Below are 19,320 nucleotides of genomic sequence, written 5' to 3'. Positions count from 1 at the left end.
GCAAACACGAAAGTCGATGCGGTTGTTCTATTTCAGGTCGGACAAGTAGTGGAACTTATCCGTGCGGCACAGCGAGAAGCGCCATTCGACGGGGCGCCCCGATAGATCGATGCCGGTCCGGTCGATGGCGAGCACCGGTGTTCCGCTCTTGATGCCGAGCAAGGCGGCGTCGTCCGGCGGACACGCAATCGCCTTCAGGGTTTCGGTCGCTTGTGCGATGGTGACGCCGTATCGCTCGGCATAAAGACCGTAGAGATTGTTGGGCACCGGCTCGGCCGTGTCCAACTCCGGAAAGCGCGCCGCCGGGATGACGATCCGTTCCGACACGGCTTTCTCGCCGCTCAGCGAACGCACGCGCTTCACGACGATCACGTCGTCCGCCGTCGCGATCGCGAGTTTCTCGCTCATCTCGTCCGTTGCTTTGGTTTGCTCGACCGCGACGATTTCGCTGTCGGGAAATTCGCGGCCGCCGTCGTCGCGCGTGAGCTTGAAGAACTGGAACAGAATGCGCGCTTCGTCATGCGCGGCGACGAAAGTGCCGCGGCCCTGACGGCGCACGAGCAAGCGATCCGCCGTCATTTCGTCGAGCGCTTTGCGCACGGTGCCTTGACTGACGCCGAGTTCGTCGGCGATCTGAAACTCGCTCGGGATGATTTGGCCGGGCTGCCACGCGCCGGTCGCGATGCGACTGACAAGCCGCTCCTTCACCTGCCTGTAAAGCGGATGAAAGCCGACGCTTCGCTCTTTTTCAGTGCGGGTGAGTGTCATGCGGTCGTTCCGTTTGACAGCCTATCAGGTCTTATGTCTTATACAAGACTACAAAAACAGGCTGGCTAAACTTCCGGAGGAAGCATGAGTGCCCCGCATATTCTGGCGCATGAAAAGAAGGATACGGTTGCGGTCGTCGTTGTCGAGGGCTTGAAGGCCGGAACCGACATGCTCGGCGTCATTACGCACGACAATTCGGACTTCCGCGTCACCGCGAAGCACGACATTCCGATCGGCCATAAGGTCGCGCTCGTCGACATCAAGAAGGGCGATACGATCTGGAAATACGGCCAGGACATCGGCCTGGCGAAGGCGGACATCGCCAAGGGCGAACACGCTCACGTCCACAACATCAAAACGAAGCGCTGGTAGGAGAAACGAAATGTCGTTGATGGTCGCGAATTTCGATCTCGTCCAAGGCAAGCTCAAAAGCGTAAAAGGTCGCAAGATCGATGCAGAGGGTTTCAAGACTCCGACGGTCAAGCGCCCGAAGGGTAAAGCACTCGACAGCTTCATGGGCTGGCGCCGTGAGAACGGCCGCGTCGGCGTGCGCAATCACGTCATCATTCTGCCGCTCGACGATCTGTCGAACGCAGCGTGCGAAGCCGTCGCCAACGCCGTGAAGGGAACGCTCGCGATCCCGCACGCTTACGGCCGCCTGCAGTTCGGCGCTGACCTCGATCTCCACTTCCGCACGCTGATCGGCACCGGCTGCAATCCGAACGTTGCGGCTGTCGTCGTCATCGGCATCGAGGATCAGTGGACGAAGGTGGTCGTCGACGGCATCGCGAAGACCGGCAAGCCGGTCGTCGGCTTCGGCATCGAAGGTCACGGCGACATCGCGACGATCGCGAAGGCAAGCTATGTCGCGAAAGAGTTCATCCAGTGGGCGACCGAACTGCCGCGCGAGAAGTGCCCGGTGACGGACCTTTGGGTCTCGACGAAATGCGGCGAGAGCGACACGACGACGGGACTGTCGTCCTGCCCGACCGTCGGCAATATGTACGACAAGCTGATCCCGCGCGGCATTTACGGCGTGTTCGGCGAGACGTCGGAAATCACCGGCGCAGAGCATCTGTGCAAAGAGCGTGCGGCGACGAAGGAAATCGGCGAACGCTGGTACAAGATGTGGAAGTCGTATCAGGACGACGTCATCGAGGCGCACAAGACAAACGATCTTTCGGACTCGCAGCCGACAAAGGGCAACATCGCGGGTGGCCTGACGACGATCGAAGAAAAAGCACTCGGCAATCTCGAGAAGATCGGCCGCGAGTGCCGCTACATCGACATCCTCGAGCCGGCCGAAGAGCCCGCGAAGGGCCCGGGCCTCTACTACATGGATACGTCGTCGGCAGCGGCCGAATGCGTAACGCTGATGGCTGCGGGCGGCTACGTGATTCACACGTTCCCGACCGGCCAAGGCAACGTCATCGGCAACCCGATCGTCCCGGTGATCAAAATCTCCGGCAACCCGAAGACGATGCGCACCATGCCGGAACACATCGACGTCGACGTGTCGGGTGTGCTCAAGCGCACCGCGACGATCCCGGAAGCCGGCGATCAGCTGATCGAGACGATCGTGCGCACTGCGAATGGCCGCTTCACAGCTGCCGAAGCGCTGGGTCATCGCGAGTTCTCGCTGACGAAGCTCTACCGCAGCGCGTAAGTGCCGACCCTCTCGCTCGCCGACGCCGAAGACCTGATTGCCTCTGCGTTGCGCCGATGCGCAACGCGCGAGGACAATGCGCGCAGCGTCGCGCGGGCGCTCGTCGCGGCGGAAGCGGATGGGCAGAAGGGGCACGGTTTCTCGCGCGTGCCGAGCTACGCCAAGCAAGCGAAAGTCGGGAAAGTCGACGGCAATGCGGCGCCGTCGGCTGCGCTTCCGCGTCCGGGATTGATTGCGGTCGATGCCGCGCATGGCTTTGCGTTTCCGGCGCTCGATCTCGCAACCGAGATGCTGCCGGAGGTGACAAAGAGCCAAGGCATCGCGGCGGCGGCGATCAAGCGGTCACATCACTGCGGCGTCGCGGGGCATGTCGTCGAGAAGCTGGCTGGCGAGGGGCTCGTGTCGCTCGTCTTCGCCAATACGCCGTCCGCTATCGCGCCGGCCGGTGGATCGGTCGGCATTTTCGGCACCAATCCAATTGCGTTCGGTTGTCCGCTTGAGGGGCGGGCGCCGATCGTTATCGATTTATCTCTGTCGAAAGTCGCGCGCGGCGGCATCCTGGCCGCCAAACAACGCGGCGAGAAAATCCCGGAAGACTGGGCGCTCGATGCAGACGGTAAGCCTACGACCGACCCGGAAGCCGCGCTGAAAGGCACGATGGCGCCGCTCGGCGGGGCCAAAGGCGCGACGCTGGCGCTGATGGTTGAGCTGCTCGCGGCTGGTCTCACCGGGGCGCAGTTTGCCGCCGAAGCCTCGTCGTTCCTGGATTCCGACGGTCCGCCGCCCGGCACCGGCCAGTTGATCATCGCGGTCGACCCGCGCGCATTCGGGAGCGCGGCGCGGTTCGCGGTGCTCGCCGGAATGCTCGAAGCGCAGGACGGCGCGAGACTGCCGGGCGTGCGCCGTTATGCGCTGCGTGATAAGGCGCGGCGTGACGGCATCGTGATCGCGGACGCGCTCAAGGCAGAAATCCAAGCACTCTGAGGCGGTTAGGCCTCGGCCCGGATGCCGGAGCCGCGCTTAGCGGGTTTTCCCGCTATGCAGAAGCGTAATCGCTGCGTTGCGGTAAAGCCCTGATCTCATTCTTGGTATTCCACGGTATATAAGGGTCAACGACGCTGACCTATCGGAGTTGAGATGACTACCGCGACTTTTGCTTTCCTGCGCTCCACGAATGGTTCGCTCGGCGGCTATCTGTCGGCGCTGTTCGCCGGCATCCGCGAGGGTAAACAGATCGCTCGTCGCTATGACGCGCTGAACCGCCTTTCGGAAGCGCAACTGGCGAGCCTCGGTCTCAAGCGCTCGACTCTGGCGCAGGCTGCCGTCGACGGCGCCCGCTAAAGAATTTCCGGCCGCAACCTTTCGCGGCCTATCTCGTTACTTCGTTTCCTCCCAAGACTTGGGCCTCACTTCGGTGAGGCCCTTTTTTTGTTTGTCGATGCCGGTCAACCAGAACTCACAAGGTCCGCTTCATGCGGGCCATGACGGGGAAGTGGTGCCTTGCTCACACAAAGCCAGCACGAACAGCGACTAGACCGCCTGGAGATAGCGCCGGATCGGCTTGCCGGGCGTCAGCGCTTCGGCAGCTGCGACGATTGCGGCAGCGTCGATGCCATAGTGGCGATAAAGATCCTGCAGCGTGCCGGTCTGACCGAAATGCTCGATGCCGAGCGGGCGCACGCGGTGGCCATGCACGGAGCCGAGCCACGACAGAGTCGCCGGATGTGCGTCAACGACGGTGACAATGCCGCAGTTGTGCGGCAGGTCGCCGAGCAGGCGTTCGATGTGCGAGGTCGCGTGGACGAGACCTTTCTCGCGCGCCTTGCTCGCCGCAGTCCATCCAGCATTGAGGCGATCCGACGACGTGACGGCGAGGAGGCCGATGTCGCGGCGATCTTCCGCCATCATGCCGACGGCTTCGATCGCTTCCGGCGCGATCGCGCCCGAGTAAGCGACGACGACCTGGCAGTTCGGCCCCGGCTTGCGCAGCCAATAGGCGCCATCGATGACCGCTTGCTCATCCGCGTCGGTGAGCGTGCGCGTCAGTTGTTCGATCGGGCGCGTCGAGAGGCGCAGATACACCGAACCGCCGGTGTCGTCATGCAACCATGAACTCGCCGACGGCTCTTGGTTGCCGCCGCGCTGAATGTAGTCGAAGGCCCAGCGCATGATGATCGCAAGTTCGTCGACGTAAGCGGGCTCGAACGAGGCGAGGCCGTCTTGCGCCATGCCGATCATCGGTGAGTTGATCGATTGATGCGCGCCGCCTTCCGGCGCGAGCGTCAGACCTGACGGCGTTGCGACCAGGATGAAACGCGCGTCCTGATAACACGCGTAATTCAGTGCATCGAGACCGCGTTGGATGAAAGGATCGTACAGCGTGCCGACCGGCAAGAGCCGCTGGCCGTTGATCGCATGCGAAAGGCCGAGCGCGGACAGCATCGTGAAGAGATTCATCTCGGCGATGCCGAGTTCGAAATGCTGGCCTTTCGGCGAAAACTCCCAATTGTAGGTCGACGGGATGCGTTCTTTTTTGAACGTGTCCGCCATGTTCTCGCGCGCGAACAAGCCGCGGCGATTGACCCAGGCACCGAGATTGGTCGAGACAGTGACGTCCGGCGATGTCGTGACGATACGCTCCGCGTAGGGCGCATCGCTTTTGCCGATTTCGTTGAGCAGATTGCCGAAGCCGGCCTGCGTCGACGTCACCTTCTGCGGCGGCACCTCGAAGTGTTCCGGAATCGCGAAGCGCTCAGCCTTGTGGTTGGTGATGCGCGTCTTCAGCGGCGAGGCGTCGAGGAACGCCTGTAGATCGTTCTCCGAGAGCTTCAGACCCTCGAACATGTCCCACTCGTGACCTTCGCGCACGTTCATCAGCTTGCGGAAGGTTTCCATCTGCGTCGGCGTCATCAGGCCGGCGTGGTTGTCCTTGTGGCCGGCGAGCGGCAGACCGAAGCCTTTGATCGTGTAGGCGATGACGCAGACCGGGCGATCATGATCGATCGAGCCGAACGCATCGATCAGCGTCGGCAGATCGTGACCCGCGAGGTTCGTCATCAGGCGCGCGAGTTCATCGTCCGTGTAGCTTTCGATCAGGCGCGAGACATCGCCTTGATCGCCGATGTCGTCGTTGAGGCGCTTGCGCCATGCGGCGCCGCCCTGGAAGACGAGCACGGAGTAGAGCGGGTTCGGGCACGTGTCGATCCAGGTGCGGAGCGCGTCGCCGCCCGGGCGTTGGAAGGCTTCTTCGAGCAGCACCCCGTATTTGAGGATGACGACGTCCCAACCGAAGTCGCGGAACAGCGCTTCATAGCGCGCCCAGAGGCCCTCGCGCACGACGGCGTCGAGACTCTGGCGGTTGTAGTCGATCACCCACCAGCAATTGCGGACGCCTTGCTTCCAGCCTTCGAGGATCGCTTCGAAGATGTTGCCTTCGTCGAGCTCGGCGTCGCCCGCGAGCGCGATCATGCGGCCTTTCGGCGGCGTCTTGTCCCACTCGTGTGCGTGGACGTAATCCTGCACGAGCGCAGAGAAGAGCGTCTGGCCGACGCCGAGGCCAACCGAGCCGGTCGAGAAGTCGACGTCGACGGCATCCTTCGTGCGCGACGGATAGCTCTGCACGCCCTTGTAGCCGCGGAAATTCTCCATGCGCTCGCGCGTCTGCTTGCCGAGCAGATATTGGATCGCATGAAAGGCCGGACCGGCATGCGGCTTGACGGCGACGCGGTCCTCGGGACGGAGGATGTGGAAGTAGAGCGCCGTGAGGATCGTCGTCAGCGACGCAGTCGAGGCCTGATGGCCGCCGACCTTGAGGCCGTCGGTGCTCTCACGCAGATGGTTCGCATTGTGGATCATCCAGGCGGACAGCCACAGCACTTTGCGCTCCAAATCGCTCAGGATCGGCAACACGTGCGGGTCACGGCTCTTCGGCATGGCAGGCCTCTCGGGATGATCACGCGATCATACTGCCATCGCGTTCGCCTTTAATTGCGTTCTCAGCCAACGTATGTTCAGATATTGGCAGAATTTTCCAAGATTGACTGCATTAGCGATAGAAGCATGCCGCAAAAGTCAGTTTCGCTTGACGCGATCGACCTGAAGATTTTGGAGGCTTTGCAGGCCGACGGGCGTATGCCGCTGGCAAAGCTCGGCGAACTCGTCGGCTTGTCGCCGTCGCCGTGTCTGCGCCGCATCCGGATTTTGGAAGCGGCCGGCGTCATCGCGCGATACGTCGCGGTGCTCGATCAGCGCAAGGTCGGATTGCCGATCAGCGTGTTCGCGTCGATCAAGCTGGAACGGCAGGAAGAGCAGGCGCTCAACCGCTTCGCAAAGGCCGTATCGCGTTGGCCGGAAGTTCTTGAATGCTACTTGATGACGGGACAGCGCGATTATCTGCTGCGCATCGTTGTTGAGGATTTGTCCGCTTACGAACGCTTCTTGAAGGAAAAACTTACGCGGCACGCTGGCATTGCGTCGATCGAGTCGAGCTTCGCGCTTGAGCAGGTGAAATACACCAACGCGCTGCCGTTGGACTGAGCCTATCAGGTAGACACGGAAACTGACGGGTGAAAGACTGGCGCTTATTGCTCTTCTGATTTTCACCAAGGTCATTTCCATGAGCGCATTGCTTCGCACGCTGTACGGCTATCACGCTTGGGCCAACGCCGATCTGTTCGACAAACTCAGCACACTCGATGAAACGCAAGCGGCAGAGCGGCAAACAGCTCTTCGTCTGCTCAATCACGTGCTGGTCGTTGCGCGCATTTTCGCAGCGCATCTCTCCGGCACAGCGCACGATTACGCATCGAGCAACACGGAGGAAACGCCAACGCTCGATGAGTTGCGGGGAGCGTTCGCCGAGATCGACACTTGGTATCTCGATTATGTGTGCGGCGCTTCTCCGCACGAGCTGTCGGAGAAAGTTGCGTTCCGCTTCACGGACGGCGACGAAGGCATGATGACGCGCGAGGAGATGCTCGCGCATATCGTCACGCATTCCGGCTATCATTGCGGCGAAGTCGGGAGAGTGTTGTGGCAGCTGTCTGTGACGCCGCCGTGGGACACATTCGCGGTCTACCTGCATCACGCGGCGCCGGCGCGGCGAACGAAGGACATTACGGCTTCAATCGCCATACCGACGTGCGCTTGATCTCGTTGTCTTCGAGTTCACGGGTAACCGGGATGCGGTATTCGATGACTCGTTCGAGACGCTCCTGCGGCAAATAAGTCCGGCCTGGATCGCCGATGAGTATCTCCGCCCCACTCGCCTGATGCCGCTCGACGAAAGCGAGAGCGCGGCACGCCGTGTCCTTCTCGTAAAAAAGGTCGCCGACCAACACGATGTCGTAGCGGCTGATCGCCGGCGCGGGGGTTTCCAGCATGTCGTGGCCGACGATGTCGATGTAAGCGCCGTTAGTCTCGGCGTTCAGCGCCATGGCGGCGTGAGCGAAGCCATCGATGTCGTTGGCGATTACCGGGTTGGCGCCGGCAAGCGCGGCCGCGATAGCGACAAGGCCCGAGCCTGAAGCGAGGTCGAGCACGCGCGCCCGAAAGAATTTCTCAGGATTGTCGAGGATGTAGCGGGCGAGGGCCTGTCCGCCAGCCCAGGCAAAAGCCCAGAATGGAGGCGGCAGACCCATGGCGCCGAGTTCTTCCTCGGTCTTCTGCCAGAGCGGCACGGCTTCGTCGGCGAGATAGAGGGACATTTCCGGGATGAACGCCAACGGCTGCAGCCGCGTATTCGCCCGCACGAACGCGGCCGTTGGGTCGGCCCAGCGTAGCTCAGGCGGCGAAGACGTATCGTGCATCCGGCATATTCACCGTTCGTTCTTTTAAAGCAAATTTCCCGTTCATTTTTATCCCGTAGTGTCGGCGGCTGGCTCGGCCGGACGTCCTTTGAGCGTCACGCTGGCCGCTTACGTTGATTTTGCCGGTTATCCGCCCCAGACTTGAGGTCGGGTCGGGAACTGGCCGTCTTCCCGAATGGTTGTCTCCGGCGTGTGATGGAGTATTCGCGTGGCGCCCAGAGCAAATTGGAAAGGCTTCCTGAAGATCGGCGAACTGGTCTGCCCAGTCGCCCTCTACACGGCAGCCTCGAGTTCCGACCGCATCTCGCTGCACATTCTCAATCGCGATACGGGTCATCGCGTGAAGCGGCTTTATGTCGATAGCGACACCGGCAAGCCGGTCGAGAGCGAAGACCAGGTCAAAGGCTACGCGGTCGCCGAGAACGAATATGTCGTGCTCGAGCCCGACGAGATCGCGGCTGCCGTACCAGAAAGCACAAAGACGCTCGACGTCGAGGCTTTCGTTCAGGAAGACGACATCGACCAAGTCTACTTCGACAAGCCCTACTATCTCGCCCCCAGCGAGAAGCAGGGCGAGGAAGCTTTCGCGCTGATCCGGGATGGCCTGCGCGCGAAGAAGGTCGCGGCGCTGGCGCAGACGGTTCTGTTCCGCCGTATGCGCACGGTGCTGATCCGCGATAGCGGCAACGGCTTGGTCGCGAACACGCTGAATTTCGACTACGAGGTCCGCGCTGCCGCCGACGCGTTCGGCGATGTGCCGCCGCTCAAGATCAAGGGCGAGATGCTGCAGCTCGCCAAGCACATCATCGAGACGAAGAAGGGCAAGTTCGATCCGTCGAAATACGAGGATCGCTACGAGGCCGCTTTGACCGCAATGGTGAAAGCGAAGATCGAAGGCAAAGAGCTGCCCGTGCTCAAGGAGCGCAAGGCGGAGAATGTCGTCGATCTCATGGAAGCGCTGCGCATGAGCGCCGGCGTGAAGAAGAAAGAAGCCGCCGCGAAGAAGAAGGCGACGGCCAAGGTCGCGGCGAAGAAGAAGACAGAGGCGCCGCGCCGCAAAGCAAGCTAACGCGTCATGGCGCTCGACACCTATCGCAAGAAGCGCGATTTCTCGAAGACGGCCGAGCCGCGCGGCAAGAAGAAAATGCCGAAAAAGACCGGCAACAGCTTCGTCGTGCAGAAGCACGCTGCGCGGCGACTGCATTACGATTTCCGCCTTGAAATGGACGGCGTGCTGAAAAGCTGGGCCGTCGCGCGGGGGCCGAGCTTGGTGCCGGGGGAGAAACGCCTCGCCGTCGAAACGGAAGATCACCCGCTCGAATACGGCGATTTCGAAGGCACTATCCCGAAAGGCGAATACGGCGGCGGCAGCGTGATCGTTTGGGATCGCGGAACGTGGACGCCGGAATTTGACGCCGACTTCGGATACAAGAAGGGCCACCTCGAGTTCGAACTCGAAGGCGAGAAGCTTTCCGGCAAGTGGCATCTCGTGCGCATGGCGCGACGCCGCGGCGAGAAGCGCGACAATTGGCTGTTGATCAAGGTCGAAGACGACGCTGCGCGAACCGCGAGCGATCCGGACATCCTCGAAGAGTCGCCAGAATCCGTGAAGACGGGCCGTGTCGTCGAAGATCTCGACGGCGAAGCGCCCGGCTGGTCGTCGAAGACCGGCAAGATCGATCGCAAAGAGCCGGCCAAGAAGGCCAAGACGTCGAAGAAGAAGTCGGCTAAGGCTACAGCTGAAGCGCCGGGGACCCAGGCGGTTGCGCCGCAAGCCGTCGATCCCTCGCAGATCAAAGGTGCGAAGAAAGCCGCGCTGCCAAATGTCATCCCGCCAGCGCTCGCGTCGCTCGCCGAGAAGCCGCCGTCAGGCGATCGTTGGGTGCACGAAATCAAGTTCGACGGCTATCGTCTGATGGTCCGCATCGAAGCTGGGCGCGTGAAACTGCTGACGCGCACGGGGCTCGATTGGACGAAGCGTTTCGGCAAGGAGCTTGTCGCGGCGTTTCAGGATTTGCCAATCGGCAAGGCGATGCTGGACGGCGAAGTCGTTGTCGAGCGTGACAATGGCGCATCCGACTTCTCGGCGCTGCAAGCCGATCTCAGCGAAGGCCGCGGCGACCGCTTCATCTACTACGCGTTCGATCTGCCGTATATCGACGGTTACGATCTGACGGGCGCAAATCTCCTCGATCGCAAAGCCGCGCTCTCACAATTGGTCGGCGACGGTAGCGGCACCATTCGCTACAGCGCGCATTTCGAGGCGGACGGACCGACAGTACTCGAACACGCGAGCCGCCTGGGCCTCGAAGGCATCGTGTCGAAAGCATCTGACGCGCCGTATCGCGAAGGACGTTCGAAAAGCTGGCTGAAATCGAAGGGGTCGCTCCGGCAGGAATTCGTCATCGGCGGTTACGTGCCGTCGTCGACCTCACGTAAAGCAATCGGCGCTTTGTCGCTCGGCGTCTACGAGGATGGCAAACTCCGCCATGTCGGCCGCGTCGGCACCGGCTTCTCGCACAAAGTCTCGGAGCAACTCTTTACCCGCCTCGAACGTTTGCGCGGCGATAGTCCGTTCGCGGGCCGGCTCGATGCGGTCGCGGCGCGCGGCGTGCGTTACGTTCGTCCCGAACTGGTTGCGGACGTCGAATTCCGCGCCTGGACCGCCGACGGCAACATTCGCCATGCATCGTTCCGGGGTCTGCGCGAAGACAAGGACGCCGACGACATCGTCTTGGAGACGGGCATGCCGAAAGCCGCGAAGACTGCAAAAGCGAAGAGCACGCCGGATGTGACGCTCACGCATCCGGATCGCGTTTATTGGCCGGACGAAGGCGTCACCAAGCAAGGTCTCGCCGACTACTATGCCGAAGTCTGGGATCATATGGCGCCTTTCATCGTCGGGCGGCCGCTTGCGCTGCTGCGCAGCCCGGACGGAATCACGGGCAAAGGATTTTTCCAGAAGCATGCATGGAAGGGCCTCAACAAGAGTATCGACCTCGTGCCGGACCCCAAGGAGAAGGGCGAGGAGCCGCTGATCGCGATCCACGACCTCACCGGGCTCACGGCGTTGGTTCAGGCAGCGGTGCTCGAAATTCATCCCTGGGGTTCGACCGTCAAGGATTGGGAGCATCCCGACACGCTGATCCTCGATCTCGATCCCGGCGATGGCGTTTCCTGGCAGGAGATGATCGCGGCCGCGCATGAGGCCAAGGAACGGCTCGAGGCTGTCGGCCTTGCGGCTTTCGTGAAGACTTCCGGCGGCAAGGGCCTGCATGTCGTCTCGCCGCTGAAGCCGAAGGGGGCTTGGCCGGACCTGAAGGAATTCACCAAGGCGATGGCGGATGCCATGGCGTCGGACAGTCCGAACAAATACGTCTCGACGATCGCGAAAGCGAAGCGGGGCGGCAAAATTCTGATCGATTACTTGCGAAACCAACGGGGACAGACGGCGGTCGCCGCCTACTCGACCCGTGCCAGGCCAGGGGCTGCCGTATCGATGCCGCTCGCCTGGGATGAGCTATCCAGCGTCGGCCCCGCCTACTTTACGATCGTGAACGCGCCGCAACGTCTGGCTGCACTCAAACGCGATCCATGGGCAACGTTTCGTAAATCCGAGGCCCCGCTGGCGATCAAAACTTCAGCGAAAAAGGTGCGCAAATAGCCTTTTCATGCGCTTTCGGTACTGCGCGGCCTTCGTTCGTAAACAACTAATGAATCGATGGCCCTGGATTTTGCGAAGTATTCAGCCTCGCTTGATACGCCCGCTCAAGTTTTTACACGTATGACGTGCATTCCGGAATCCTGCTGGAGGGTTCCAAGAGGTGCGTGCGTCTATGTCGGTCCTAGCGATCGATGCGGCCGGGGCCGAAAATAGCAAGAAAACCCCCAACCGCGTCACGTCTTACATCACCTTCGTTCTGCTCGCGATTGTCAGTGCGGTAGCGCTCGGCGGTCTGCTGCGGATCGAGTCGGCTTACAAGGACGTACAGCAGTTGAGGTCAGCTGCGAGCCTAGCTCGCACGGCCGTCGACGCGGTTTCCGAAGCCGACCGGACAGTCCTCCAACTTCTCGCGAAGCAAAACGAGAGCCCGGATCTCGGGTCGCTGACGCTGGCGGCGCGAGCCGCCGATCTCAGCATCGCGCAATTCCTCAAGGCAGTCACCGATCCGACGACGCTCACCGTGCAACGGGACGCCGATACATTTGCGAAGCGCATCGATGAAATTGCGGCGGCGCTGCGAACCAGCCGCTACGATCAAGCGCGGTCGATATACAACGACCAGAATGTCGAGGCACTGGCCGAAACTCTGACCGGCATTCTAAAGTCTGCAGCCGATCGGCGCGTTGCAGCGATCACCGTTTTGCAACGCGATATCAGCAGCCTGACGACGTGGATCTTGGTTCTGCAAATCGTCACTGGCCTGATCTGCATCATCGCGTTCTTCCTCGCTTCACGCAAAAGCCGTCGTGACTCGCTCGATCGCGAACTCGCTGTCGCAGCTACAGACGCGTCTCGCCAGCAGCTCTCGCACCTGTTCGCGATGACGGACATGTTGCAGAGCGCGAGCGACCTTGAAGACGCGAATGAGCTCTTGCGTGCGACAGCCATTAAGCTGTTGCCTACCGGTCTCAGCGGCGCGCTCTATGTCTTTAGCAACTCGCGCGATCGCTTGATGCTCTCGACGACTTGGCTGCGCGGCGACGATGCGCCGGAACTGCCGAAGCAGATCGGGCTGCAGGAATGCTGGGCGTTGAAGCGCGGCAAACCGCATATCAACGGCGATCAGAAGCACACATTGCATTGCCAACATCACGGCAAAAGCGAAGTCGCGCTCGAAATCCCGATGATCGCACGTGGTGAAATTCTTGGCCTCTTGATCATTCAGAGCCGGGACGAAAACGGCGAGCAGATTCTCGAGAAGAACCGCAACATCGCGCTGGCGCTTGCCGACGCAATGTCGCTGGCGCTGTCGAACATCACGCTGCGCGACAAGTTGCGCAGCCAGGCGCTGCGCGATCCGCTGACGGGTCTCTACAATCGCCGTTACATGGAAGATGCCCTGGAGCGCACCGTGCTGCTCGCCGAACGCGAGAAGACCGCAGTGTCCGTGATCATGATCGACCTCGACAACTTCAAGCGCCTCAACGATCAGTTCGGTCACGCCAAGGGCGATGCCGTGCTCCGCGACACGGCCGCGGCAATCCTCGGCCAGCTCCGGGAGACCGACATCGCGTGCCGTTACGGCGGCGAAGAGCTTCTCGTTGTCCTGCCGAGCTGCAGTATCGAAGTGGCCGCTGCCAAAGCCGAGCGGATGCGTTCCAGCATCGCGTCGTTCACTGTCGCGAACGGGCCGGAAATCTCGGCCTCGTTCGGTGTTGCATCCTATCCGGCAACCTCAGTGACGACGAAAGAGCTGCTGCTGCACGCCGACTCGGCGCTTTATTCAGCCAAACAGAAGGGCCGCAACCGCGTCGTGCGCTACGATGGCGATGACCTCGTGATCCACGCGACGTTGCCGTCACCGCTGACGCTGATGGCCGCAGAGTAGTTCAGCGAAGAGATCGAATCGTGTCGGCAGTCAGCCGCTCGATCACGTCGACTTTGAATGCATTGTTTTCAAGCGCGCGAGCAGACGACTGCTCCTTGGCATCTGCGCCGTATCCTTGAGCGTAAAGAAGGCCGTTGCTGAGCCCCGCGGCTTTGGCCGCAGCCAAGTCCGCAGCCTTGTCTCCGACTATGACGGACTTTACGAGATCTAAGCCGATATCGGCAGCGGCTTCGAGAAGCATGCCGGGGTTCGGCTTCCGCCACGGATGATCGGCCACGCCGAGTGGGCCTTTGCCGCTGTCGTGGAAACCGCAAGCGTAAACGAAGTCGATGGTCGCGCCGTACGCCGCAAGGTCATCGTACGTTCGAGTCATCACGCGCGCGAACGCCGTCCAGTCGAAATAACCGCGCGCGATGCCCGACTGGTTCGTGACGATAACGACGGGACAATCCAGCTGGTTGACCGCTGCTATCGTCTTCGCGACGTCGCCATGCAGGCGCACGTCTTTCGGATCGGCGATGTAGTTCTTCTCCTCGATCACGACACCGTCGCGATCGAGAAACAACGCCGGCTTGCCGCGGAAGCGCTCGGCATTATGCGCGCGCGCTTCCGCCCAGCAGCCGATCGCGTCGCGTAGGAATGGTGAAACGCTCATCTGAAGCAGCGTCCGAAGTTCGTACTAAACCGCACGGTTATTTCTTCTTGGCTCCGGCCGCGATCGACTTCTTCAGCGCATCCATGATGTTGATGACATTGCCGGATGTTTCGGGCGCCGGCGCGGCCTTCGTCTTCGCGCTACGCTTCTTGCCCTTCTGCTTGTCCGCGATGATGTCGAGCAGACGATCCTGCACGGGATCGTCGACCATTTTTGGCGTCCACTCTTTGGTGCGCTCGTCGATCAGCTGCTTCACGAGCGGCATCAGCTTCGAGTCAGGTTTGCTCGACTTCATGTCGCCGAAATACGCATTCGGATCGCGCACTTCCTCGCCATAACGCAGCGTCCACAGCACGATGCCATTGTCGCGCGGCACCAGCATCACGGCGCGCTCTCGGCGGTACATCACGAGCCGCGAGATCCCGACCATGTTGGTCGCCGCCATCGCGTCGCGAATGACGGAAAACGCCTCTTCGCCGACTGGATCGTCCGGTGTGAGATAGTGCGGTTTGTCGTACCAGATCCACTCGATGCTCTCGCGCGGCACGAACATGTCGATGTCGATTGTGCGCGTGCTCTCGAGCGCGACCGCATCGATCTCGTCGTCCTCGAGCTGGACGTATTCGTTCTCGGCGCGCTCATAGCCGCGCACTTCGTTGTCCTGATCGACAGGCTTTCCCGTCTCGGAGTCGACGTATTGGCTGACGACACGATTGCCGGTTTTCCGGTTCAGCGTGTGGAAGCGGACCTTTTCGTTGTCCGTCGTCGCGGGCACCATCGCGACCGGGCAGGTCACGAGCGACAGCTTGAGGTAGCCCTTCCAGAATGAACGCGGCGGCATGTCGTCTCCGGGATGTCTCCCAAGGGATTCGGCCGCGATTCTATCAGGCCGCAGCAGCCGTGGCGATGACCTCGGCCAGGACCTGCTCGCGCTTGGCCGGCGAGCGGGTCGCCCGCAGCGCGTCGGCGAATTCTTCCAAGACGCCCTCCTCGAAGGCGGCGACCACCGTCTCGTGGACGTAGCTTTTTGCGCAGATCGCGGGTGTGTTGGAAAGATCCTCGGCAGCGGCCCGGATGGCTTCCAGCACCTGGCTGCGCCGAGCGCGTTTCGAGGTCGCCGGGGTTACCTTGGCGAGCGCCTCGAGCACGCTGACGGACGCAAGAAGCGTGCGAAAGTCCTTCAATGAAATGCGTGTTTCGGCAATCTCACGGAGGAATACGTTGACTTCGCGTGCCGTCACCATGCGGACGTCGCCGGCCTCGTTGCGGAATTGGAAGAGGCGGCGGCCCGGCACTTGGCGGAGCACCGCGAGCGCCTCGCACAGGCGAGGTGCCGCAAAGCTCTTCACGACGTTTTTGCCGCCCTTGGCGCGGAATTTCAGCGTGATCGTGTCGCCCTGCACACTGACGTTCGACTTCAGCAGCGTCGCTGCGCCGCGCGTGCCGCGCAGCTTCGCGTAGCTTTCGCTGCCGGGCCGGATGGCGCTACGCGCGACAAGATCGACGACGGCGGCAAGCGCCAACGCGCGGCTTGGTTCGGCTTCACCAAGATAACGACCGACGGCGCGGCGGATACGTGGCAGCGCTTCGGCGAGCCGCGCGAGGCGCGCGGATTTGCGCATCTCGCGGACCTTCTGCCAATCCGGATGATACCGATATTGCAAACGTCCTGCGGCATCGCGCCCGATCGCCTGAATGTGGGCGCGAGGGTCCTCGGCGTAGAGCACGTCTTCGTAGGCGGGCGGCACCGCGAGGCTTTTCAGACGCGCTAGGGTCTCGCGATCCTTGATCGTGATGCCTTTGGCGGTCTGGTAGCTGAAGCGCTCACCGAGCCGCCGGCGGCGGATGCTTAGGGTTTCGGCGGCGACGTGTTTAAGTTTAAGGCTCCGCGCGAGCTTGCGGGTATTGGCGTCGGGGGCGGGCAGGGTCTCGACAAGCGCCATGGTGGATACTCCACGGCAGATAAGCGCGAGCACGGGTATTGGTTCCCATGAATCTGGTCGACTTGACACAGGCAGGTTCCGCGGCCGACTAAACCTCACGTTCGATGCCGGAGTAGGCTGTCACTGTCCGCGCAATTCCATCTTTCAGGCCAATCCGCGCCTGCTAGCCCAGCGCACTGATGCGTGAGACGTCTTTGCGCGGCGTTTCATCCGGCTTGGTCTTGTCGTATGCGAACTGGCCCTGCCATCCGACCATTTCGGCGATGACTTCGGCTAGTTCGCGGATCGTGATGTCGGTTCAAGTGCCGATATTGAGCGGCGTCGGACCGCTGTAGTTCTTCATAAGATAGACACACACGTCGGCGAGGTCGTCGGCGTGCAATGATTCTTGGCGCGGCGTGCCGATGCCCACAAAGTCACTCTATTTTTACCAGCGCGCTTGGCATGAACGATCTTCGCGATCAGCGCCGCCATCACGTGGCTCGATCCTGAATCGCGGTTGTCGTTCGGGCCGTAAAGGTTCGTCGGTTGCGCCGAGATGAAATCGGAACCGTGCAGCCGATAAGCCTGACAGAGTTTGATGCCGGCAATCTTGACGATGGCGTACCACTCGTTGATCGCCTCAAGCGGACCGGTGAGCAGGACATCTTCGATCATCGGCTGAGGTGCCAACTTCGGATAGATGCATGTGGAGCCGAGAAACAGGAGCATGCGCACGCCGACAGCGTGAGCCGCGCGAACGACGTTGAGTGCGATTGCGAGATTTTGGTCGAGGAAATCCGCCGGGTAGGTGGAGTTCACGAGAATGCCACCTACCTTGGCCGCCGCGGGTACGATCGCGTCCGGGCGTTGAGCGTCAAGCCTACGCTCGGTTTCCGTTTGACTGGTGAGGTCCGCGTCCTGGCGTGTCGCCGTAAGGACTCGAAAGAGAATTACGTGCGGCCCTCAGCGGCAACGGCGTCCGGCGCATCAGACATCGCGGAACAACCTCTTGTGTTCTTCCAGCACTTCCACGAGGTCGCTTTCGACCATCTCGCGGACGAGTTCCGGGAAGGGCGTGCTGTGCGTCCAGCCGAGTTTCGTCCGGGCCTTGGTCGGGTCGCCTACAAGTTGCTCGACCTCGGTCGGACGGAAGTAGCGCGGGTCGACCGCCACCAGGACATCACCCGTCTTGGCGTCGACCCCTTGTTCTTCGAGATCCTTACCGCGCCAGACGATCTCGCGGCCGATGTGGCGGAACGACAGCTCGACAAATTCGCGAACGCTGTGCATCTCGCCGGTCGCGAGGACGTAGTCGTCGCCTTGCTCTTGCTGGAGTATCAACCACATGCCCTCGACATAATCGCGGGCGTGGCCCCAGTCGCGCATCGCGTTGAGGTTGCCGAGCAGGAGTTTATCCTGCAGGCCATGGTGAATGCTCGACACTGCGCGTGTAATCTTGCGCGTCACGAAGGTTTCGCCGCGGTGCGGGCTCTCGTGGTTGAACAGGATGCCGTTCGAGCCGTGAATGCCGTAGGCCTCGCGGTAGTTCACCGTAATCCAATAGCCGTAAAGCTTCGCCACGCCATAAGGCGAGCGTGGATAAAACGGCGATTTCTCGCTCTGTGGTATCTCGACGACCTTGCCATAAAGCTCGGACGTCGAGGCCTGATAGAAGCGCGTCTTCTCGGTCAGACCAAGAATGCGCAGCGCCTCAAGGATGCGCAGCGTTCCGGTGGCGTCCGCGTTGGCGGTGTATTCGGGTGTTTCGAAGCTGACGGCAACGTGCGACTGCGCCGCGAGGTTGTAAATCTCGTCCGGTTGGATCGACTGGATCAGCCGGATCAGGTTTGTGCTGTCCGTGAGGTCGCCGTAGTGAAGATAGTAGGGCGTTCCGTTCTCAACCGCATCGTGAAGAAAGCGATCGACACGCGACGTATTGAACGAGCTCGAGCGGCGCTTCACGCCGTGAACCGCATAGCCTTTCGCGAGCAGAAATTCGGTCAGATAGAAGCCGTCTTGGCCCGTTGCACCCGTCACAAGCGCCGTTTTCATAGCAGCCTCTTAATATTCCGATGTCGTCGCTTTAGGAATTATGTTCTCGTTGGCAAGAATTTTCCTGCGTTTCGATCCTCAGTAGCGGACTATTGAATGCAGGTAATTTCCGCCACCAAACCGTTCAGTCTCGGCGGACATCATCATCGCTCGCCTATCCAAAATAGGCCGGCAACACGGTTGCTGGAGCGCCGTCCATCTTCACGCGCCCGTGTTCTAACCAAATAACGCGATTGCAATTGGTTTCGAGGAGTTCGCGCGAATGACTAGCTAGAACGAGGATCTTCGTCGCGTCAACGACATCGCGCATCCGCTTTTCGGCACGCTCCTTGAAAGCCTCATCCCCAGTTGAAAGCCATTCATCCATGATCAAAATTTCCGGACGGATCGCTGTTGAAACCGCAAATGCAAGGCGGAGTTGCATGCCACTAGAGTAGGTACGAAACGGCATTTCCAAAAAGTCACCCAAGCCCGAAAAGCTAGCAATCTCATCCCTACATTTAGCCAGCTCGTCGGCCGTCATACCCATCATGACAGAGCGCAGGCGAATATTTTCGTAGCCGGAAGCTTCGGGATCAATGCCTAGCGAGATATTGATAAGCGACACGCAATTGCCGTCGATCTTAGCGCTGCCCCTTGAGGGATAGTAGATGCCTGACAACACCCGCAGAAGCGTTGTCTTACCCGAACCGTTGTGGCCGATCAACCCAATGCGCTCTCCCTCTTTAAGAGTAAGTGAGAGACCATTTATTGCGCGAACTACGACATGACCATCGTGCCGACGATCAATTGCGCCACCGGTAGCAACACTCAACATGCGGTTTTTCAACGACCTGCTTGGGGCGTTGTAGACAGGAAAATCGACCGAGACGTTGTCGAGGAGAACTAGCGCCAT

General features: G+C 61.0%; 18 protein-coding genes. 9 read left to right on the top strand and 9 right to left on the bottom strand.

The annotated features are described in order from the left end of the window. Window positions 1–27: 27 nt before the first annotated feature. Complete coding sequence (locus GJW30_RS00700) at window positions 28–768, bottom strand: GntR family transcriptional regulator (protein ID WP_096350499.1); 741 nt, start codon at window positions 766–768, stop codon at window positions 28–30. An 84-nt stretch (window positions 769–852) separates the two neighbouring features. Between GJW30_RS00700 and GJW30_RS00695 the strand changes: the two genes are divergently transcribed. From GJW30_RS00695 to GJW30_RS00680, 4 genes are all read left to right on the top strand, one after another. Further along, a complete protein-coding gene (locus tag GJW30_RS00695) occupies window positions 853–1,140 on the top strand; it encodes a UxaA family hydrolase (protein WP_096350497.1) in 288 nt (95 codons plus the stop codon). A 142-nt stretch (window positions 1,141–1,282) separates the two neighbouring features. Further along, window positions 1,283–2,434, top strand: coding sequence for a UxaA family hydrolase (locus GJW30_RS00690; protein WP_096358571.1), 1,152 nt, complete (start codon window positions 1,283–1,285; stop codon window positions 2,432–2,434). Next, window positions 2,435–3,418, top strand: a complete 984-nt coding sequence (locus GJW30_RS00685) for an Ldh family oxidoreductase (RefSeq protein WP_096350495.1) — start codon at window positions 2,435–2,437, stop codon at window positions 3,416–3,418. 153 nt (window positions 3,419–3,571) lie between these two features. Then, window positions 3,572–3,775 carry a hypothetical protein gene (locus GJW30_RS00680; RefSeq protein WP_096350492.1) on the top strand — a complete coding sequence of 68 codons (204 nt, stop codon included), beginning with the start codon at window positions 3,572–3,574 and terminating at the stop codon, window positions 3,773–3,775. Between the two features lie 189 nt (window positions 3,776–3,964). On the opposite strand, the gene GJW30_RS00675 is transcribed toward GJW30_RS00680, so the two are convergent. Next, window positions 3,965–6,367: a transketolase gene (locus GJW30_RS00675; RefSeq protein ID WP_096350490.1), complete on the bottom strand. Its 2,403-nt coding sequence runs from the start codon at window positions 6,365–6,367 to the stop codon at window positions 3,965–3,967. 126 nt (window positions 6,368–6,493) lie between these two features. On the opposite strand from GJW30_RS00675, the gene GJW30_RS00670 reads away from it, so the two are divergent. Beyond that, entirely contained in the window at window positions 6,494–6,970 is a 477-nt protein-coding gene (locus GJW30_RS00670) for an Lrp/AsnC family transcriptional regulator (protein WP_096350488.1), read from the top strand. A 79-nt stretch (window positions 6,971–7,049) separates the two neighbouring features. Further along, window positions 7,050–7,583: a DinB family protein gene (locus GJW30_RS00665; RefSeq protein WP_096350486.1), complete on the top strand. Its 534-nt coding sequence runs from the start codon at window positions 7,050–7,052 to the stop codon at window positions 7,581–7,583. On the opposite strand, the gene GJW30_RS00660 is transcribed toward GJW30_RS00665, so the two are convergent. Further along, complete coding sequence (locus tag GJW30_RS00660) at window positions 7,549–8,241, bottom strand: class I SAM-dependent methyltransferase (RefSeq protein WP_096350484.1); 693 nt, start codon at window positions 8,239–8,241, stop codon at window positions 7,549–7,551. The two genes, GJW30_RS00665 and GJW30_RS00660, sit on opposite strands and share 35 nt — an antisense overlap. A gap of 202 nt (window positions 8,242–8,443) precedes the next feature. On the opposite strand from GJW30_RS00660, the gene ku (GJW30_RS00655) reads away from it, so the two are divergent. The 3 genes from ku (GJW30_RS00655) to GJW30_RS00645 all read left to right on the top strand — a co-directional run bounded on the left by ku (GJW30_RS00655) (window position 8,444) and on the right by GJW30_RS00645 (window position 13,793). Further along, the gene (ku, locus tag GJW30_RS00655; protein ID WP_165391633.1) at window positions 8,444–9,310 is read left to right on the top strand and encodes a non-homologous end joining protein Ku; all 867 of its coding nucleotides are present in this window, start codon (window positions 8,444–8,446) and stop codon (window positions 9,308–9,310) included. Between the two features lie 6 nt (window positions 9,311–9,316). Beyond that, complete coding sequence (gene ligD, locus GJW30_RS00650) at window positions 9,317–11,905, top strand: DNA ligase D (RefSeq protein WP_096350481.1); 2,589 nt, start codon at window positions 9,317–9,319, stop codon at window positions 11,903–11,905. A gap of 172 nt (window positions 11,906–12,077) precedes the next feature. Continuing rightward, on the top strand, window positions 12,078–13,793 hold the full coding sequence (locus GJW30_RS00645) for a sensor domain-containing diguanylate cyclase (protein WP_096350479.1): 1,716 nt from the start codon (window positions 12,078–12,080) through the stop codon (window positions 13,791–13,793). A 1-nt stretch (window position 13,794) separates the two neighbouring features. On the opposite strand, the gene GJW30_RS00640 is transcribed toward GJW30_RS00645, so the two are convergent. From GJW30_RS00640 to GJW30_RS00615, 6 genes are all read right to left on the bottom strand, one after another. Continuing rightward, complete coding sequence (locus tag GJW30_RS00640; protein WP_096350477.1) at window positions 13,795–14,448, bottom strand: D-glycero-alpha-D-manno-heptose-1,7-bisphosphate 7-phosphatase; 654 nt, start codon at window positions 14,446–14,448, stop codon at window positions 13,795–13,797. A 37-nt stretch (window positions 14,449–14,485) separates the two neighbouring features. Continuing rightward, a complete protein-coding gene (ku, locus tag GJW30_RS00635; protein WP_096350475.1) occupies window positions 14,486–15,289 on the bottom strand; it encodes a non-homologous end joining protein Ku in 804 nt (267 codons plus the stop codon). A gap of 43 nt (window positions 15,290–15,332) precedes the next feature. Beyond that, the gene (locus GJW30_RS00630) at window positions 15,333–16,391 is read right to left on the bottom strand and encodes a DNA topoisomerase IB (protein ID WP_096350473.1); all 1,059 of its coding nucleotides are present in this window, start codon (window positions 16,389–16,391) and stop codon (window positions 15,333–15,335) included. A gap of 339 nt (window positions 16,392–16,730) precedes the next feature. Continuing rightward, window positions 16,731–17,324, bottom strand: coding sequence for an NAD-dependent epimerase/dehydratase family protein (locus GJW30_RS00625; RefSeq protein WP_197703790.1), 594 nt, complete (start codon window positions 17,322–17,324; stop codon window positions 16,731–16,733). A gap of 36 nt (window positions 17,325–17,360) precedes the next feature. Then, window positions 17,361–18,425, bottom strand: a complete 1,065-nt coding sequence (gene gmd, locus GJW30_RS00620) for a GDP-mannose 4,6-dehydratase (protein ID WP_096350471.1) — start codon at window positions 18,423–18,425, stop codon at window positions 17,361–17,363. 154 nt (window positions 18,426–18,579) lie between these two features. Then, the gene (locus GJW30_RS00615; RefSeq protein WP_096350469.1) at window positions 18,580–19,320 is read right to left on the bottom strand and encodes an ABC transporter ATP-binding protein; all 741 of its coding nucleotides are present in this window, start codon (window positions 19,318–19,320) and stop codon (window positions 18,580–18,582) included.

This window comes from Variibacter gotjawalensis (assembly GCF_002355335.1).
GTDB lineage: Bacteria > Pseudomonadota > Alphaproteobacteria > Rhizobiales > Xanthobacteraceae > Variibacter > Variibacter gotjawalensis.
This window is presented reverse-complemented; position numbering and strand designations above follow the sequence as displayed.

What these genes read in the sequence shown, in the direction of transcription:
- GJW30_RS00660 (WP_096350484.1), bottom strand. Translation starts at nt 8,241, where the DNA reads ATGCACGATACGTCTTCGCCGCCTGAGCTACGCTGGGCCGACCCAACG.
- GJW30_RS00680 (WP_096350492.1), top strand. Translation starts at nt 3,572, where the DNA reads ATGACTACCGCGACTTTTGCTTTCCTGCGCTCCACGAATGGTTCGCTC.
- gmd (WP_096350471.1), bottom strand. Translation starts at nt 18,425, where the DNA reads ATGAAAACGGCGCTTGTGACGGGTGCAACGGGCCAAGACGGCTTCTAT.
- GJW30_RS00665 (WP_096350486.1), top strand. Translation starts at nt 7,050, where the DNA reads ATGAGCGCATTGCTTCGCACGCTGTACGGCTATCACGCTTGGGCCAAC.
- ku (WP_096350475.1), bottom strand. Translation starts at nt 15,289, where the DNA reads ATGCCGCCGCGTTCATTCTGGAAGGGCTACCTCAAGCTGTCGCTCGTG.
- ligD (WP_096350481.1), top strand. Translation starts at nt 9,317, where the DNA reads ATGGCGCTCGACACCTATCGCAAGAAGCGCGATTTCTCGAAGACGGCC.
- GJW30_RS00615 (WP_096350469.1), bottom strand. Translation starts at nt 19,320, where the DNA reads ATGGCGCTAGTTCTCCTCGACAACGTCTCGGTCGATTTTCCTGTCTAC.
- GJW30_RS00630 (WP_096350473.1), bottom strand. Translation starts at nt 16,391, where the DNA reads ATGGCGCTTGTCGAGACCCTGCCCGCCCCCGACGCCAATACCCGCAAG.
- GJW30_RS00640 (WP_096350477.1), bottom strand. Translation starts at nt 14,448, where the DNA reads ATGAGCGTTTCACCATTCCTACGCGACGCGATCGGCTGCTGGGCGGAA.
- GJW30_RS00670 (WP_096350488.1), top strand. Translation starts at nt 6,494, where the DNA reads ATGCCGCAAAAGTCAGTTTCGCTTGACGCGATCGACCTGAAGATTTTG.
- GJW30_RS00690 (WP_096358571.1), top strand. Translation starts at nt 1,283, where the DNA reads ATGGGCTGGCGCCGTGAGAACGGCCGCGTCGGCGTGCGCAATCACGTC.
- GJW30_RS00695 (WP_096350497.1), top strand. Translation starts at nt 853, where the DNA reads ATGAGTGCCCCGCATATTCTGGCGCATGAAAAGAAGGATACGGTTGCG.
- GJW30_RS00675 (WP_096350490.1), bottom strand. Translation starts at nt 6,367, where the DNA reads ATGCCGAAGAGCCGTGACCCGCACGTGTTGCCGATCCTGAGCGATTTG.
- GJW30_RS00645 (WP_096350479.1), top strand. Translation starts at nt 12,078, where the DNA reads ATGTCGGTCCTAGCGATCGATGCGGCCGGGGCCGAAAATAGCAAGAAA.
- GJW30_RS00700 (WP_096350499.1), bottom strand. Translation starts at nt 768, where the DNA reads ATGACACTCACCCGCACTGAAAAAGAGCGAAGCGTCGGCTTTCATCCG.